Here is a 17365-nt window from a genome sequence, read left to right as displayed (position 1 = left end):
CCGCTTCCCCTGTCAAGCAAGCTCGGCGTTTTACGGCGTCGACCCACGGCAAGCTCGGCGTTTTGGTTAGCGGACCCATTCAGATTGTGAGTCTACCGACTGGACAGAGAACAAAACGGAGACACTTCTGGCCTTTCGCTGCCGAATCACTACATTCGGGGAGAGATGTCCGGCTTTTCGGAAGACATGCCCTTTTTTGACGAACCGAACGCGCGGCCCGTGGCCCCGTCGGGCATCGCCGCGCGCGCCATGGCTGCCCGCAGCAATCAAAACAACGCGCCCGATTATCTCAACGGCCTCAACCCCGAGCAGCGGCTGGCGGTGGAAACCACCGAAGGCCCGGTGCTGGTGCTGGCCGGCGCCGGCACCGGCAAGACGCGCGTCTTGACCACCCGCATCGCCCACATCCTTGCCACCGGCAAGGCCTTCCCTTCGCAGATCCTCGCCGTCACCTTCACCAACAAGGCGGCGCGCGAGATGAAGCAGCGCATCGGCCTGTTGATCGGCGAAGGCAATGTCGAGGGCATGCCGTGGCTCGGCACCTTCCACTCGATTGGCGTGAAGCTGCTGCGCCGACATGCCGAGCTGGCCGGGCTCAAATCCGACTTCACCATTCTCGACACCGACGATGTCGTGCGGCTGATCAAACAGCTCATCCAGGCGGAAGGGCTGGACGACAAGCGCTGGCCGGCCAAGCAGTTCGCCCAGATGATCGACGGCTGGAAGAACAAGGGCCTCGGTCCCGCCGACATCCCCGAGGGCGATGCCCGTGCCTTCGCCAACGGCAAGGGCCGCGAACTCTACAAGGCCTATCAGGAGCGGCTGCAGACGCTGAATGCCTGTGACTTCGGCGATCTCCTATGTCACCCGATCCGCATCTTCCGCGCCAATCCGGACGTGCTGAAGGAATACCACAAGCGCTTCCGCTACATCCTCGTCGACGAGTACCAGGACACCAACACCGCACAGTACATGTGGCTGCGCCTGCTGGCCCAGCGGCCTCAAGGCAAGCCAATCTCCCCCCTCGCGGGGGAGATTGGGCGCTCTTCGGCCGAAGGCCGCAAGCCCGACCGGGCGTCGGCCGGCCAGGCCGCCCCCGCGGAGGCCAGCGAGCGAAGCTCGCGCGCGGCCGTGAGCGAAAGCAAAGTTAACATCTGCTGCGTCGGCGACGACGACCAGTCGATCTATGGCTGGCGCGGCGCCGAAGTCGACAACATCCTGCGCTTCGACAAGGATTTCCCCGGCGCCACCATCATCCGGCTGGAGCGCAACTACCGCTCGACCGCGCACATCCTCGGCACCGCCTCGCATCTCATCGCCCACAATGAGGGCCGCTTCGGCAAGACGCTGTTTACCGAGAAGATCGCCGAGGACGACGAGAAGGTGCATGTCCACGCCGCCTGGGATTCCGAGGAGGAGGCCCGCGCCGTCGGCGAGACCATCGAGGCCTACCAGCGCCAGAAGCACAATTTGAACGATATGGCGATTCTCGTCCGCGCGTCTTTCCAGATGCGCGAATTCGAGGACCGCTTCGTCACGCTCGGGCTCAATTACCGCGTCATCGGCGGCCCGCGCTTCTATGAGCGGCTCGAGATTCGCGACGCATTGGCCTTCTTCCGCGTCGTCGCACAAGGCGCCGACGACCTCGCCTTCGAGCGCATCGTCAACGTGCCGAAACGCGGGTTGGGCGAGGCCACCATCCGCCAGGTCCACGACACCGCACGCGCGCTGCGCATCCCGATGCTGGAGGCGGCGGCAAAACTGGCCGAAAGCGACGAGCTGAAGCCGAAGCCGCGTGCCGCACTTCGCGAGGTATCAGCCAATTTCGAGCGCTGGCAAAAGGCTCTCGAAACCACCCCGCACACCGAACTCGCCGAGACCATTTTGGAGGAGAGCGGCTACACAGACATGTGGAAGAACGACCGCTCGGTCGAAGCGCCCGGCCGGCTGGAGAACCTAAAGGAGCTGATACGCTCCATGGAGGAGTATGAATCGCTGCGCTCCTTCCTCGAACATGTCGCGCTGGTGATGGACGCCGAGCAGAACGCTGAGCTCGACGCCGTCAACATCATGACGCTGCATTCGGCCAAGGGCCTCGAATTCGAAACCGTGTTCCTGCCCGGCTGGGAGGAAGGCCTGTTCCCGCACCAGCGTTCCCTCGACGAGGGTGGCCGGTCCGGGCTCGAGGAGGAGCGCCGCCTTGCCTATGTCGGCCTGACCCGCGCCAAGAAGAACCTGCATCTCTGGTTTGTCTCCAACCGCCGCATCCACGGCCTCTGGCAATCGACCATCCCGTCGCGCTTCCTCGACGAGCTGCCGGAAGCCCATGTCGAGGTCGCCGAGAGCGGCAACTCCTATGGCGGCTACGGCAATGCCTATGGTGGCGGCTCGTTCGCTCCCGGTCGTGGCGGCCAGGGGGCTGGAAGACAGAATCCTTATGGGGCGTCGCGCTTCGATAACATCGGTGGCAACAACGGCGCCGAGAAATCCGGCGCCTTCTCCAGCACCTATGCGACACCGGGCTGGCAACGTGCTCAGGCCAACCGCACCGAAGCGACCGACCGCAATTGGGGCACGCGCTCCGGCCACCAGGTCGAGCGCATCGGCTATGGCGAAACCGACTCGGGCTACGGTGCCGGCCGCACCTCGATCAAGGGCCGCACCATCGACGGCGAGCTGGTCGCCAAATCCGTCGCCGACACGCCCTCCCCCTTCAGCGTTGGCGACCGCGTCTTCCACCAGAAATTCGGCAACGGCAACATCTCGGCCATCGAAGGCAACAAGCTGACCATCGACTTCGACAAGGCCGGCCAGAAACGCGTGCTGGACGGGTTTGTCACGGGGGTTTGAGGCCGCCGGTCACCGATACCGCGCTTGGTTCCACTTATGGCCGAGCAGCGACAGGATGATGATCAGCCCGTTGAAGAACTGGACGTAGAAGCCGCTCAGTCCCGCCGCGACGACGCCGGTCTGGATGAAGGACACCGTAACCGCGCCGATCGCGCCGCCGACGACGGTGCCGATGCCGCCCCAGGTCGGCGTGCCTCCGACGAACACCGATGCCAGCACCGGCAGCAGGTATCCGTCGCCCGCCGTCGGCCACCAGGTGAAGTTGATCATTACCGAGAACGTGCCGGCGATCGCCGCGCCGATACCGACGAAGACGAACACTTTCACCCTGACGCGCTTGACATCGATGCCCATCTGCTGGGCGCTGTCGGGATTGTCGCCGACCACCTTGACCTGGGCACCGAAGCGATGGCGGTTGTAGAGCAGCGCCGACAGCACGACGAAGGCGATGGCCCAGAATATCTGCACCGGGATGCCGTAAAGCTGGCTGGAGAAGATCTTGTAGGCCCAGCTGTCGGCAAGGCCGGTCAGCGCGGTCGACCTGCCCTCGTTGATGATCTGGATCAGGCCGCGCAGCAGGAAATTCATGCCGAGCGTGGCGATCAGCGACGACAGCCCGCCATAGACGACCAGCGAGCCGACCAGGAAGCCGAGCAGCATGCCGGTGACGATTGCGGCGGCGATGCCGACGAACGGGTCGTAGCCGGCCTGCACGACCAGCGCGAAGACCCACGAGGCGAAGCCCATCGTCGCCGGAAACGACAGGTCGATCTCGCCACAGGTGACGACGAAGACGAGCGGCACCACCACGAACAGCGCCACAGGCAGCGTGGTAAGCACGGAACTATAGAGATACCAGCTGGTGAAGACCGTCGGATTGGCGATCATGAACACCGCCATCATCACGATGAACACGGCAAGCGTGCCGAGTGCGGCGCGGTTGTCGAGGACAAAGCCGCGCAGCCAGTTATCGGACGGGTGTTTCCATGCCTTTCGGGCGGCATCGCTGCTGCCTAGAGGGGTCTGCAGATCGGGATCCATGGTCTTGCTCATCGCGCTATCTGCTCCCCGGCGTCGCGAAGTCCCGGCAATCCGCCGGGATGTGCCACGTCTTCCATGAAATTGATGAGGTCTTCGGCCGACTTGACCTCGCTGCGGTCGGCGCTGAGCGCGACCTTGCCGCGGTCGAGCACCACGAAGCGGTCGGCGATATCGAAGACGTGGTGGATGTTGTGGCCGATGAACAGGATCGACCGGCCGCTCGCCCGCACCTGGCGCACGAAATGAAAAACCTTCGCGGTTTCGGTCAGCGACAGCGCCGTCGTCGGCTCGTCGAGGATGATCAGGTCGGCCTGCTTGTAGATGGCGCGGGCGATCGCCACGCCCTGGCGTTCGCCGCCCGACAGCTGGCCGACGATCGACTGCGGCGTGAACACCTTCGAGGTGAAGCCGATCTCGCGCATCAGCCGGCTCGCCTCCGCGATCTCCTTGTTGACCTTCAGCCATCCAAGCCAGCCGGTGAGCTCGCGGCCCATGAAGATGTTGCGCACGATCGTCTGCTGCACGGCGAGCGCCCGGTCCTGGAACACCGTTTCGATGCCGGCGTCGCGCGAGCGCGCAGCACTCCACCCGGTCACCGGTTTGCCGCGAATGAGGATTTCGCCGCTGGTCGGCTTGACCACGCCGGAAAGGATCTTGATCAGCGTCGATTTGCCGGCGCCGTTGTCGCCGATCAGGCCGACGACCTCGCCGCGGTCGACGCTGAGACTGACGCCGCCAAGCGCATAGACCTGGCCGTAGGACTTGCTGATTTCACGCAGTTCGATGAGGCGTTCGGCCATGGCGGTCCTCGCTTGTTTGTCGGTCGTCGCCGGCCGGGATTCAACCCGGCCGGCAGATCGGGCGATCAGCGCAACGCCTGCTTGGCGAGTTCGGAAACGATCTCATAATTCTGCGGCGTGACGAAGCCGGCACCGGTGTCGACATTCATCGGCGCCAGACCCAGCACCACCTGCTGGCAGAGGCTGAGGATTGGTAGGTAGCCTTGCATGAACGGCTGCTGGTCGGCCGTCAGCTGCACCCAGCCGCCCTTGAAGCCCTCGACGATCTGCGGGCTGGTGTCGAAGCCGAAGTTGAAGATGTCGCCCGGCTTTCTGCCCGCCGCCTGCATGTAAGTCGGCACATTGCCTAGCAGCTGCCCGCCGGGATAGCCGACCGCCTTGACGTCGGGATTGTTGAGCAGTGCTGCCGTGATCACCGGAATGGCCAGATTGGGATCGGCTGCCCACTCGGTTTGAGAATTGATTTGAACGACGTCGATGCCGGCCTCTTTCAGTGCGGCGACCGTGCCGCGTTCGCGCGCGCCGCGGCTCTCGTTCTCGAACGGGCCGATCATGATCGCCTTGTCGCCGGCCTTCAGCCCGGCCAGCTTGAACGCCTCGGCGCCGAGCGCCCGGCCCTGCTGCTCCTGCTGGGCGCCGACATAGCCGCCGCCGAACGCCGCCGTGACCGTCGGCACCGGCACGTTCTGGTACATCATCTTGATGCCGTCCTTGTGCGCCTGTTCGGCCAGCGGCATGATGGCGGCGTCGCCCGGGTGGCCCATCATGGCGATGCCTTGGGGCTTGACCGCAACAGCCTCGCGCAATTGCTGGACCATCTTCTCCACGTCCCACCCAGAGAAGATATAGTCGACCTTGGGCCCGAGATCGGCGGCCGCCTGCTTGGCGCCATTATAGACGATGGTGCCGAACGCATCGCCCTCCGCCCCGCCGGCGAAGAAACGGATATGGACATCCTTGCACCACTGGGCGTCGAGCGCCTGCGCCGGCAAGGTCGAGAGTGCGGCGGCGAACGCCATCGCGGCCGCCGCGACGGTCGAGCGCAGAACTGTCCTTCTCATCGTAATGCTCATGCACGTTCCTCCCTTTGTTCCCTCGCTAGCCGAGGGGTTTTGACGATCGCTTCGGCAACGCGCCGCAATCTTTCGCTGGCCGGCACCTCCCGCCGGCCGACTTCTCACACCGGGTTCGGCAGATAGCTCGCGCCTCCCCGGCATTGTTTGAGATAATCCAGTGCCCGCACCTGGCCGGTGATCTCGAGATCGCCACGATAGACGGGGTCGTGCCAGCCCTCGATGTCGATGGCGCCCTTGTAGCCGGCCAGCCGCAGCTCGCTGATCACTCGCGTCCAGTCGCTGTCGCCGAACCCCGGTGTGCGCATCTGCACGAACGGCAGGCGGCCGAACACGCCATGTTCGCGGATCACGTCCCAGCGCACCGTCGCGTCCTTGCCGTGGACGTGGAAGATGCGCGGCGCCCATTTGCGGATCTGCGGGATCGGGTCGATCAGGTAGACCAGCTGGTGGCAGGGCTCCCACTCCAGGCCGAGATTGTCGTCCGGCAGTTCGTTGAACATCAGCTCCCAGGCGTCTGGATTGTGGGCGATGTTCCAGTCGCCGCTGGCCCAGTTGCCGTCCATGGCGCAGTTCTCGAAGGCGATGCGCACGCCCTTGTCGGCAGCCCGTTTTGCCAACTTCCCCCATACCTCGTGGAAACGCGGCAGGCTGTCTGGCAGCGGCTTGCCGCGAATGCGGCCGGTGAAGCCGCTGACCATGTTGGTGCCGAATAGATGCGCGTTGTCGATGATCGTTTCCCACGCCTGGAGCACGCCGCGATCAACTTCACCGCTCTCCAGCGGATTGCCGAACACGCCGATCGACGAGACGATGACATCGGCATCGCCGATCGCCTCGCGGATCTCGCCCGCCAGCCGCGGAATGTCCTTGCCGCCCAGCGTCTGCCAGAAGAACGGCTGGATGCTCTCGAAGCCGAGCGGCAGGATCTGCCTGACATAGGCGGCCGGGTCGTCGAGATTGGCGCGCACCATGGTGCCGATCCTGATGTCGAGCAGCGGGTTTGGCATCATGATCCTTCCTGTGCAGTGATAGCGACCCGATGCCCGGTCTCGGCGCTCTCGATCGCAGCGAAAACCATGGCCAGGCTCTTGATGTTGTCGGCACCGCGCGTCTCCGGCTCGGTGCCGGTTTCGACGGCGCGGACGAAATCCTGGATAATGCCGAGATGGCCGCCGACGCGATCGGCCGGGTCGAGCGGCGGCACGGCGATCGGTTCGGTGCGGTCGAACAGGCCTTCACGGACCGGCCGCACGACTTCCGCCTTCAGCCCATCCTCGCCGTCCCAGACAATGCTGCCGCGCTCGGCGACAATACGCCATCTACTGTCCCAACTGGTACGGAAGCCGGCCGCGCACCAGCTGCCGGCATAGGTGAACAGCTTGCCGCCGCCGAGGTCGAAGCTTGCGGTTGCCGACGACCCTTGCCGATACCAGGAATTGGCCGGCTCCCACTCCTGGCAATGGACACCGGCCGGCTCGCCGGCCACCATGTAGCGGGCGGCATCGAATGTGTGGATCGCCATATCGAGCAGCAGCACATGGCGCATCTCTTCGCGAAAACCGCCGAAATGCGGCGCAACGAAGAAATCGGCGTGGATGCTGGTCGCAGCACCAATGACGCCGGAAGCGAGAAAGCGCCGGATGCGCCTGACATTGGCGACATAGCGGCGGTTCTGCACGACGGCATGGATGCGCCCGGCGCTGCGGGCGGCCTCGACAATGGCACGCGCATTGCCCGGGCTGTCGGCCAGCGGCTTTTCGGTCAAGAGGTGGCAATGATGGGCAAAGGCGGAAAACGCGACCTCGCGGCGGGCGGCGGGAACCACCACGTCGAATACCGCGTCGGGCCTGGTCTGGTCGAGCACGGCGTCGAGGTCGGTTCCGATGACAGCGCCGGAAAGCTCGTATTCGCGCGCCCTCGCCCGCGCCCTTTCGGCGTCGATATCAACCAGGCCTACAATGGCGAGCCCGTCGATCTGCCTGGCCGCATCGAGCCAGGCCTTGCTCATCGCTCCGCAGCCGACCAGGACGACATTGATCATCCAGTGTTCCTCCCTCTCGGCCCCTCCAGACCGATCCTCACGGCATTCACGGCAGGGCCGTGAATGTTTTTCCGTAAACGTTTACGAGAACACACCCGATGGCGTAGAATGTCAATTGGCCGGTTGCGAAAAATCGTGGTGTCGGCTTGGCCCGGAGAGCAGCCGGTGCTAGCCAGGCAAGGGGGAGAACTGTCCTTTGGCGTCCAGCATTCACGACCTTGCGCGTCACCTGAACATTTCGATCGGCACGGTGTCGCGCGCGCTCAACGGTCGCGCCGACGTCAATGCCGACACACGCCAGCGCGTGCTCGATGCGGCCAAGAAACTGAACTATTCACCGAACCAGTCCGGCCGCAGCCTGCGGCGCGGCGCCACCCATTCGATCGCCTTCATGCTGCAGCCGCATCCGGGCGACCAGGAGTATGGCGAGCCGTTCTTCATTCCATTCCTGACCGGGCTGCAGGCCAAGCTCGCCGAAAGCGGGCTCGACCTGATCGTGGTGATGGGCGCGCCGGGCGACTATCAGCAGGAGCGCCTGCGCCGTGTCGTCGAGACCCGCCGGGCCGATGCCGTGGTGCTGGCCTGGACGCGGCGCGAAGACGAGCGCATCGACTATTTGACCCAGGCCGGTTTCCCGTTCGCGACGCTCGGCCGCAGCCGTTCCGGCGGCGATGCCTACCCCTCGCTCGACCTCGACTTCGAAAAAGCCGGAGCTGACGCCGTCGATCGTCTCGTCGCGCGCGGCCACCGGCGCATCGCCGCCATCCGCCCGTCGCTCGACCTCAATTTCGGCTATCTGTTCCTCGCCGGCTATCGCAAGGCGTTGCGGCGGCACGGCATCGAATTCGACTCCGAGTTGATCGCCGACGGCTTCATCAACGAGGCCGGCGGCTACGCGGTGACACCGAAGGTCATGCGCTCCAAGGACCCGCCGAGCGCCATCATCTTCAACAACGACGCGATGGCGCTTGGCGGCTGCAAGGCTCTGGCCGAGGCGGGAATCAAGCCCGGCCACGACATCGCGGTGATCGTCATCGTCGACACGCCGCTCTGCCGCTATTTTTCGCCGGCGCTGACCGGCTTCCGCCCGGCGCTGGAGCCGATGGGCGAGCGGCTGGCCGAAATGCTGCTGGCATCGATTCCGGCCTTCGCCGGCACCGAAGGCGCTCGCATCATCCGCGAAGTCTGGCCGCTGGAGCTTATCGCGCGCGATAGCGATTGAGCGCGGCGGTCACTGAGCAGGCTCAGATTGATCAAGCCGGCCGCGCTCGCGCTCCGGCGTTGCGACCAGCAAGGCCGCTGCGGCATTGGCGGCGGCAAGTGCCGCCTCGACAGGCTGCCCACGCGCAAGCCCCGCCGCGAAGGCGCCGACGAATTCGTCGCCGGCACCGTGGGTGCTGATGACCTTCACCGGCATCGCAGGCAAGGCGAACGCCTGGCCGTCGCGGTCGCGATAGGCGACCCCCTCCCCGCCGGCGGTGACGATGGCAGCCGGGTAGGAGCCGACGAGCATACCGGCCGCATTCGCAGCACCCTCGAGCGTGTCGACGACCGGAACACCGGCCAGGAATTCCGCCTCGATGGCGTTGACGATGACGATGTCGGTGAGCGCGATCAGCTCGGCGGACAGTTTCCGGGCGGGTGCGGCGTTGAGGAGGACGCGGCCGCCTTGCGCCTTCACCGCCCGCGCCGCGGCGATATTGGCGGCTTCCGGCACCTCGTTTTGCAGCAGCAGCACCGCCGTTTGCGCGATCAGCTCGGCCGCCTCCGCAATGTCCTTTTCGCTGAGAGTGAGGTTGCTGCCCGAGACGATCACCGCGCCATAGTCGCCGCTGTCGTCGAAAATCGCTACGCTCATGCCCGAGCCGGCGCCGGAAGCCTCCCGCACGGAGCGCCGGTCAACGCCCCAGCGATCGAGATTGTCGAGAAGCGTGCGGCCGAAATCGTCATCGCCGACAGCTCCGATCATTGCCGCACGCACGCCGGCCCGCGCTGCCGATACCGCCTGGTTGCCGCCCTTGCCACCGCATTTTGGATGCCAGGCATGACCGGTCACCGTTTCGCCCTTGCGTGGGCGATCGGGGGCTTCGACCATGATGTCGTAATGCAGGCTGCCGAATACGGTGACCAGCGGCGGGGAAGCCGTCATGTGCCCCTGACTTTCACGAGCCGCTGCCTTTCATGAGTTCTTGTCTTTTCGTTTCGACGTCACCGCGGACATGGTGCGGCCGAGATTGCGCTCCGCCGCCTGGTAGTCGCGTTGCGCCACCGCGACGAACAGCGCGTCGAGGATGTTGAGCTGGGCAATGCGCGCCGCGGCGTTCTCACCCATCAACGGCGAGCCTTGCGCGGTCGAGCAGAGCACGATGTCGGCGACGGCTGCCAATGGCGAGTTATCGTAGTTGGTGATGGCCAGCGTGCGCGCGCCGCTTTTGCGCGCAAGTTGGATGGCGTCGATGACGGCGCTCGTGTTGCCGGAATGCGAGAAGCCGACAGCAATGTCGTCGGCGCCGAGCAGCGAGGCCGACATCAGCATCATGTGCGAATCGTCGTAAACGGAGGTGCGGATGCCGATGCGCAGGAATTTGTGCGAGACATCGCGTGCGATCTGCGCCGAACCGCCGACGCCGTAGAAATCGCGGTTCCTGGCGCGGTAAAGCAGATCGGCGGCGCGGTCGAAATCGTCCATGTCGAGGATGGCGAGCGTCTCCTCCAGCGCCTGGATGGAGGTGCGGAACACCTTCTGCACGATTTCCGCCGAACTGTCGTCCACCGACAGCTCCTGATGCATCTCGGCGGTCGGCAGGCGGCTGTATTCATAGACCGCCGTGCGAAAGTCACGATAGCCGGAAAAACCCAGCTTCTTCGCGATCTTGACCACCATCGCCTCTGAGACGCCGGCCTCCTCTGCGATCTGCTTGAGCGGGATAGTCTCGTCGAAGCCGCGCCTGCCGAAGACGGTTTCCACCACCTTCGCCTCGAGCGGCGTCAGATGCGGCATCATCATGCGGATGCGCGGCCCTACTGCTTTCAGATCCAGCCCGGTCAATGTCATCCACGTCCCCTCGTCACGCGATCGATAAGCATCGCGGCGAGGATTATAAGGCCAGTTGCCAGGAGCTGATAGAAGGACTGCACGTTCATCAGCGTCAGGCCATTGCGCATGCTGCCAAGGATGACGGCACCCAGGATTGTGCCGACGACGCTGCCCTTGCCGCCCATCAGCGAGGCACCGCCGATCGCCGCCGCTGCTATGGCGTCGAGCTCCCAGAGATTGCCGAGAATGGGTTCGGCCGCACCCAACCGGCCGATCAGGATCTGTGCGGCAAGCGCCGCCAGCAGGCCCGAGATCATATACGCGGCGATCTTGGTGCGGGCGATCGGCACGCCGGCTATATAGGCCGCTTCCTCATTGCCGCCGACGGCGAGCAGATATTCGCCGAACGGCGTCTTCTTGAGGATGATCCAGGCAATCAGCGCGACCACGGCCACGATAATGACCGCCAACGGCAATCCGAACAGCGAGCCATTGAAGATGGCACGGAAGCCGGCAGGCAGGCCGAGCACCGGATTGCCGCCGGTATAGATCAGCGCCAGCGCCCGGTAGGTGCTGAGGGTTCCCAGCGTGACGATGAAGGGCTGCAGCCCGACATAGGCGACCAGCACGCCATTGAGCAGGCCGCAGGCGAGGCCGATGGCGAAGCCGGCGGCGATGGCCAGCGGAAACGGCACGCCGGCAACCAGCATCGAGGCCGAGATGACGGCCGAAAGAGCTGCCGTCGGCCCGACGGACAGATCGATGCCGCCCGAGATGATGACCAGCGTCATGCCCAACGCCAGGCAGGCATTGATGCTCGACTGCTGCAGGATGTTGATCAGGTTACGCTCGGCAAAGAAGCCGGGGACCAGCGCCCCGAAGACAGCGAGGATCACCACCAGGCCGATCAGCGTGCCAGCGTCGCGCACCGAAAACCGGTGCAGGAAATCTGCGCTTGGGCGCGCTGCTGTGTGTTCGGCTATATCGGTCATCCGATGGTCCTGTCCGTTATGCACCGGCCCGACGGCCTTGCGCCTTGCCGGCCTCAATCTCCGTTTGGGGTATGGCGTGCGCGGCGATCGCCTGTTCGCTGAGACTTGCGCGGCCCAGTTCGGCGGCGACCGTGCCGTCGCGCATGACCAGCACCCGGTCGGCGAGCCGGATCACCTCGGGCAACTCGGACGAAACGACGATTACCGAATGGCCTTCGGCGGCGAGCTCCTCGATCAAGTGATAGATCTCCGCCTTGGCGCCGACATCGATGCCGCGCGTCGGCTCGTCGAACAGAAGGATCCGCGTTCCCGCCGCCAGCCAGCGGCCGATGATCGCCTTCTGCTGGTTGCCGCCGCTGAATAGGCGGATCGGCCGGTCGAGCAGGAACGGTCTGAGATTGACGCGTTTCATCTTCTCGGCTGCCACGCGCTTCAGCCGGCGGTGGTCGATGACGCCGCGCGGCGCGAACACGCCCATCGACGCCAGCGCGATGTTGCTGGAGATCGACCGCAACGGCACGATGCCTTCGCGCTTGCGCTCCTCCGGCACCAGGCCGATGCCGGCGGCGATGCCGTCGCGCGGACTGGAAAGTTTTGTCGCCTTGCCGTCGATCTCCATTGTGCCTGATGACGCCCGGTCGGCGCCGGCCAGCAATCGCAGCAGCTCGGTGCGGCCCGAGCCGACCAGGCCGGCAATGCCCAGCACCTCGCCGCGATGCAGGTCGAACGAAACGTCACGGACCTTGGTCGCCGAGGCGAGGCCACGCACGCTCAGCCTGATCTCGCCGGAAGCATGCGAGCGGTGTTGTTCCTGCGCAAGCTCGCGGCCAACCATCATCGAAACGACGGCCTTTTCCGACACCTGCGCGAGATCAACGGTTTCCACCACGGCGCCGTCGCGCATGATGGTGGCGCGCTGGCAGATGCCGAACATCTCGTCCAGCTTGTGCGAGACGTAAACGACGGCGACACCGTCGCGCGCCAGACCGGCAATGACTTCCGCCAGCCGTTCGAACTCGCTCGGCGTGAGGCTCGACGTCGGCTCGTCCATCGCCACGATCCTGGCGCAGTCGAGCAGCGCCCGGGCGATCTCGACGATCTGCCGCTGCGCCACCTTCAGGCTGCCGAGCGGGGCTGCCGGGTCGATGGTCGGATCGATGGCGGCGAGGGCTTCCGCAGCGCGGCGTTCCTGCTCGCGCCGGTCGACGAAGACGCCGCCGCGCGTCAGCGGATGGCCCAGGAACATGTTCTGGGCAACGCTGAGACGTGGCACCTGCTGTAATTCCTGATGGATCATCGCGACGCCCGCGGCGCGCGCCTGGACCGGGTTGTTCAGCGTCACCGGCCTGCCGTCGATGAGCACGCTTCCCGCCGTCGGCCGGTAGACGCCCGACAGGATGCGCAGCAGGGTCGACTTGCCGGCGCCGTTCTCGCCAAGCAGGCCATGGATTTCGCCGGCGCCGACCGAAAAGGACACGTCGCTCAGCGCCCGCACGGCCGGAAACAGCTTGGAAATGCCCTCGAATTGCAGCCGCGCTGACATTGCTTCGGTTCTCCAAGCAAGGGTGCCGACCCAAGGCCGGCACCCGCCGCCCTGCTCTATTGGCCTGCTGCCGCGTCCTCGAGCAGCGCTTTGCGCACGGCGTCGCCGCCGCCCGAGTAACGGTCGGCATTGTCCTTGGTGATCAGCGCCTGCGGGGTGGCAACAACACGCGGCAGCTTCTGCCCAGCCACCAGTCGCAGCGCCGATTCCAGCGCCACCTCGCCGGTCAGCACCGGGAAGCTGTCGACGGTACCGGTCAGCTCGCCGGCCCGGATCGAGGCATAAGCGTCGGAAATCCCGTCGGTGCCGAAGACGGCCACCTTGTCCTGCAGACCGGCCGCCTTGACCGCTTCGACGATGCCCAGCGCCATGCCGTCATTATTGGCATAGAAGCCGATCAGGTCGGGGTGCTGCTGCAGGATATTGGTGGCCGCGTCGTAGGAGGTCTGGCGATCCCAGTTGCCCGGCACGCTGGCGACGACCTCGAACTTGCCGCCTTCAGTGATCGTGCTCTTGAAGCCGTCGGTGCGCTGGACGGCGGCGTAGACGCCGGCCTGGCCTTCGACGATGGCAACCTTGCCGCCATCCGGCCGGTTCTTGATGAACCATTTGGCGACACGCACACCATTGTCGCGCTGGACATTGCCGACATAGTACTCGGCCTGCGGGATGACCGCGTCATTGACGTTGACCACCGGCACGTTGGCGGCCCTGGCCTGTTCCATGATCGGCTGCAAATTGGAGTCGGTCTGCGGTGAAACGAGCAGCACGTTGTAGCCTTGCGTGACCAGGCCTTCGGCGATGGTGAGCTGGCCGAGCTGGTCGCCCTCGCTCTGCGCCGCCTGGTAGACGACGGGCACGCCGATGCGGTCGCCGAACGACTTGTAGCCCTCACCCAGCGAGCGCCAGTATTCGTTGGTCAGCGTCTTGGAGACCGCACCCGCCTTGGTGCCCTCGGGCAGCTTGGGGAAAGCCCCGAACTTGGCCTCGAGCTGCGACCAGTCGATGCGATCCTTCTCGGTGTCGGAATTGAGCGGCGCGAGATCCGCGGAAAACACCGAGCCGATGGACAGCGTCATCAGGGCAGCGGTAGCGGTGACGAGCAGAAATTTCATGGTCTTTCCTCCCTTGTTGAAAAACGGTGATGGCGCCGGCCTCAGCTGTCCGGCCCGAGCATGGCTTCCTGGATGATGGCCTGCGACGCGACCGCGTCCTGACGATCGACGGCGGCTGACAGGCGGTTGTCCTTTTCCAGCCGCTCGACGACGCGCAGCATGCGCTTGACGGTGGCGATGTTGACTTCGCATTCGTGGACGGGATCGAGCCCGGTCATGTCGGGGAACGTGTCGAAGTAGATGGCCCCGGCATAGCCGTCGCGGCGGATCTGCCTGAGCAGCTCGATCGTCTGCAGCGTGTGCACGGCACCGACCATCAGGCCGTCGTCGCGCTTGGCGTAGCCGTCGTTGAGGTGCACGCCGAGCAGCTTGCTGTGCCGTGCTATGAGGGCGGCAGCGAAAGCCGGCTGCTCGTCGGCATAGAGCACGTGAGCGAAATCGAGCGTCACGCCGAGATTGGGCAGGCCGATCTCGCGGATCGCCAGCAATGTCGTCGCCGCATCGGGCATCAGGCTGTAGGAGCGCGGCTCGTTGGGTTTGTATTCAAGGCTAATCTGGCAGCCCGGATCATGCGCCGCTACTTCACGAATGCCATCGATTTCGTGTTGCCAGAGTGTTGCGTAGTCAGCCTGGAAGGCGTAGTCGAAGCCATCCTGCCCGAGCCACAATGTCATCAGGCTGGCGCCGGCCTCGCGCGCGGCGTCGATGCCGGCCTTGGTCAGGTCGATGGCCTCGCGGCGAACGGAAGGATCCGGATTGGTGAAGGCGCCGAGCTTGAAGGCCGGATTAGAGTAGTAGCGCATGGCGAAGCCATTGATGGAAAGCCCGAGATCGCCGAGTTTGCGCGCCATTTCCGCAGGTTTTTCATCGACATGATCGGGGAAGTTGAGGTCGAGATCGGTCAATTCCGCAACCTTCGCCGCACGCGCCGCCATTTGCAGCATGGACGGTTTACCAACAAGATCAGGCCACTCGGCCTGTGGCCGCGAGGAAAAGGAATTGAGGCGGGTGGCGAAACGACAGACTGTCATCGGTGATCTTTCATTGTCATAACTTCACACAAAAATGGTTATTTGTAAAGTTATTAATTGCTCTTTCGATAGCAACGATTCGCCATGCACAGGCCAGTTGCGACCACACGAGGCCAGGCAAGCGCAGCACTGTCACGCAAGTATCATGTTCGCGTCCTAGATCGCTTCTCCGAAGGCTTTCGCGGCATTCTCGATGCGACGCGGCGCTTTTCAGATCCCGGCAGCTTTGTCTCAAAGAGGATATCCATGAAAAACCTGCACCGAACCGCGCCCCTCGCTGTCGCGCTCGCGATGTTCACGGCCTTGAGTCCGGCCTTGGCGGAAAACGCCGCGACCGTCGGCGGCGCCAACTTCGTCAACAAGGGCCTGGTCGGCGTCGGCCGCATCCCGGCCAGCCAGAAAGACAGGTTCGGCGAGACATTTGGCTCCGGCTCGGGCATGGCGATTGACGCTGCCGGCTGGACGCATGGCGCCGATGGCTACAAGGGCTCGCTATGGCTGCTGCCGGACCGCGGCTACAATGTCGTCGGCACCACCGATTACCGTCCGCGCCTCAACACGATCGCCCTCGAGTTCGCCCCGATCGCGCCGGGTGCAGTGCCAGCCGCCGGCCAGGAACAGTCGGGCCTCAAGGCAACGCTAGCCGACACCATGCTTTTGACCGACGACAAGGGCATCGATGCAACCGGCCTAGATCCGCTCAACGGCGTGCGCGCAGCGACCGACGACATGCCGATCCTGCCCGAAGCCAACGGCAAGCTCGCGCTCGATAACGAGGCGATCGTGCGGCTGCCCGACGGCACCATGTTCATCTCGGACGAATATGGTCCGAACATCTACCACTTCTCCGCCGATGGGCGTCTGATGTCGGCAACGCAGCCACCGGCGGCGCTTGTCCCGATGCGTCATGGAACGCCGAACTTCGCGTCCAACAATCCGGGACCTGGCGCGGCAGACCCAGATCCGAAGGATCCCGAAACCGGCCGCCAGAACAACCAGGGCCTCGAAGGCATGGCACTGACGCCCGACGGCAAGTTCCTGATCGCGGTGCTGCAATCGGCCCCCAGGCAGGATGGCGGCGATTCCGCTTCGACGCGCCAGAACACGCGCGCGCTGGTCTACGATGCCTCGGATCCGGCCCAACTCAAGCTTGCGCATGAATATGTTGTGCCGCTGCCGGTGTTCACCGATGCCAAGGGCAAGACCAAGATTGCCGCGCAGAGCGAAATCGTGGCTCTGTCGGACAAGACCTTCCTGATGCTGGCGCGCGACAGCGGCAACGGCCAGGGGGTGAAGGGCGACACCTCGCTCTATCGCGAGATCAGCGTCGTCGATGTGTCGGTGGCAACCGACATCGCCGGCACCGAGTTCGACAAGGACAAGCCGGTTGCGCCCAAAGGTGAGCTCGATCCCTCGGTGACGCCGGCCAAGCTGACGCCGTTCATCGACATCAACGACAAGACCGAGCTCGGCCGCTTCGGGCTGCACAATGGCGCGCCCAATGACCGCAACAACCTTTCGGAGAAGTGGGAGGCGATGTCGGTGGTGAGCGTCCTCGATCCAACACGGCCCGACGACTATTTCCTGTTCGTCGCCAACGACAATGACTTTCTCACCCAGGACGGCTTCCAGGTCGGCGCGGCCTACAAGGCCGAAGATGGCGCCGATGTCGACACGATGTTCCTGGTCTATCAGGTCACGCTTCCAGGCCTCGCCGGGAAGTAGCGACACCCCCAGGCAGGCGGACGCGCCGAACGCGTCCGCCTGCCTGGCACGATCGAACGGTCGGGCCCTTCAGTTGCGGCTCGCCGGCACAAGGATTGTGTTCTAGTGGGTTTG

At 64.7% G+C, this 17365-nt stretch carries 14 protein-coding genes; 3 read left to right on the top strand and 11 right to left on the bottom strand.

Annotation, left to right across the window (positions count from 1 at the left end; genetic code table 11):
• Window positions 1-165: 165 nt before the first annotated feature.
• Complete coding sequence (locus NKH89_RS11220) at window positions 166-2850, top strand: ATP-dependent helicase (RefSeq protein WP_352908869.1); 2685 nt, start codon at window positions 166-168, stop codon at window positions 2848-2850.
• Between the two features lie 9 nt (window positions 2851-2859).
• Here NKH89_RS11220 and NKH89_RS11215 read toward each other — a convergent pair whose 3' ends face one another.
• From NKH89_RS11215 to NKH89_RS11195, 5 genes are all read right to left on the bottom strand, one after another.
• Window positions 2860-3903, bottom strand: coding sequence for an ABC transporter permease (locus NKH89_RS11215; protein ID WP_352482912.1), 1044 nt, complete (start codon window positions 3901-3903; stop codon window positions 2860-2862).
• Window positions 3900-4691, bottom strand: coding sequence for an ATP-binding cassette domain-containing protein (locus tag NKH89_RS11210; protein WP_352857844.1), 792 nt, complete (start codon window positions 4689-4691; stop codon window positions 3900-3902). Before NKH89_RS11210 ends, NKH89_RS11215 begins: the two co-directional genes overlap by 4 nt.
• Window positions 4692-4756: 65 nt before the next feature.
• A complete protein-coding gene (locus NKH89_RS11205; RefSeq protein WP_352482909.1) occupies window positions 4757-5764 on the bottom strand; it encodes a substrate-binding domain-containing protein in 1008 nt (335 codons plus the stop codon).
• A 104-nt stretch (window positions 5765-5868) separates the two neighbouring features.
• On the bottom strand, window positions 5869-6774 hold the full coding sequence (locus NKH89_RS11200) for a sugar phosphate isomerase/epimerase family protein (RefSeq protein WP_352483073.1): 906 nt from the start codon (window positions 6772-6774) through the stop codon (window positions 5869-5871).
• Window positions 6774-7808: a Gfo/Idh/MocA family protein gene (locus NKH89_RS11195; protein WP_352908867.1), complete on the bottom strand. Its 1035-nt coding sequence runs from the start codon at window positions 7806-7808 to the stop codon at window positions 6774-6776. The genes NKH89_RS11200 and NKH89_RS11195 overlap by 1 nt, the downstream gene beginning before the upstream one ends.
• Before the next feature lie 196 nt (window positions 7809-8004).
• On the opposite strand from NKH89_RS11195, the gene NKH89_RS11190 reads away from it, so the two are divergent.
• A complete protein-coding gene (locus NKH89_RS11190; protein WP_352482906.1) occupies window positions 8005-9030 on the top strand; it encodes a LacI family DNA-binding transcriptional regulator in 1026 nt (341 codons plus the stop codon).
• Between the two features lie 9 nt (window positions 9031-9039).
• Here NKH89_RS11190 and NKH89_RS11185 read toward each other — a convergent pair whose 3' ends face one another.
• The 6 genes from NKH89_RS11185 to NKH89_RS11160 are packed head-to-tail and all read right to left on the bottom strand — an operon-like array spanning window position 9040 to window position 15526.
• Window positions 9040-9957, bottom strand: a complete 918-nt coding sequence (locus NKH89_RS11185) for a ribokinase (RefSeq protein ID WP_352482904.1) — start codon at window positions 9955-9957, stop codon at window positions 9040-9042.
• 30 nt (window positions 9958-9987) lie between these two features.
• The gene (locus NKH89_RS11180; protein ID WP_023721163.1) at window positions 9988-10863 is read right to left on the bottom strand and encodes a MurR/RpiR family transcriptional regulator; all 876 of its coding nucleotides are present in this window, start codon (window positions 10861-10863) and stop codon (window positions 9988-9990) included.
• Window positions 10860-11837: an ABC transporter permease gene (locus NKH89_RS11175; protein ID WP_352482903.1), complete on the bottom strand. Its 978-nt coding sequence runs from the start codon at window positions 11835-11837 to the stop codon at window positions 10860-10862. Before NKH89_RS11175 ends, NKH89_RS11180 begins: the two co-directional genes overlap by 4 nt.
• Before the next feature lie 16 nt (window positions 11838-11853).
• On the bottom strand, window positions 11854-13380 hold the full coding sequence (locus NKH89_RS11170) for a sugar ABC transporter ATP-binding protein (protein WP_352908865.1): 1527 nt from the start codon (window positions 13378-13380) through the stop codon (window positions 11854-11856).
• Window positions 13381-13436: 56 nt separating this feature from the next.
• Entirely contained in the window at window positions 13437-14495 is a 1059-nt protein-coding gene (locus tag NKH89_RS11165; protein WP_352482899.1) for a sugar ABC transporter substrate-binding protein, read from the bottom strand.
• Between the two features lie 41 nt (window positions 14496-14536).
• On the bottom strand, window positions 14537-15526 hold the full coding sequence (locus tag NKH89_RS11160) for a TIM barrel protein (RefSeq protein WP_352908863.1): 990 nt from the start codon (window positions 15524-15526) through the stop codon (window positions 14537-14539).
• Window positions 15527-15772: 246 nt separating this feature from the next.
• Here NKH89_RS11160 and NKH89_RS11155 point away from each other — a divergent pair, with 246 nt between their 5' ends.
• Window positions 15773-17251 carry an esterase-like activity of phytase family protein gene (locus NKH89_RS11155; RefSeq protein ID WP_352482897.1) on the top strand — a complete coding sequence of 493 codons (1479 nt, stop codon included), beginning with the start codon at window positions 15773-15775 and terminating at the stop codon, window positions 17249-17251.
• The last annotated feature ends 114 nt before the right edge of the window (window positions 17252-17365 follow it).

It is taken from the genome of Mesorhizobium sp. M0923 (assembly GCF_040319365.1).
Taxonomy (GTDB): domain Bacteria; phylum Pseudomonadota; class Alphaproteobacteria; order Rhizobiales; family Rhizobiaceae; genus Mesorhizobium.
The sequence above is the reverse complement of the archived record's forward strand: the minus strand, read 5'-3'. Positions and strand labels throughout refer to the sequence as shown.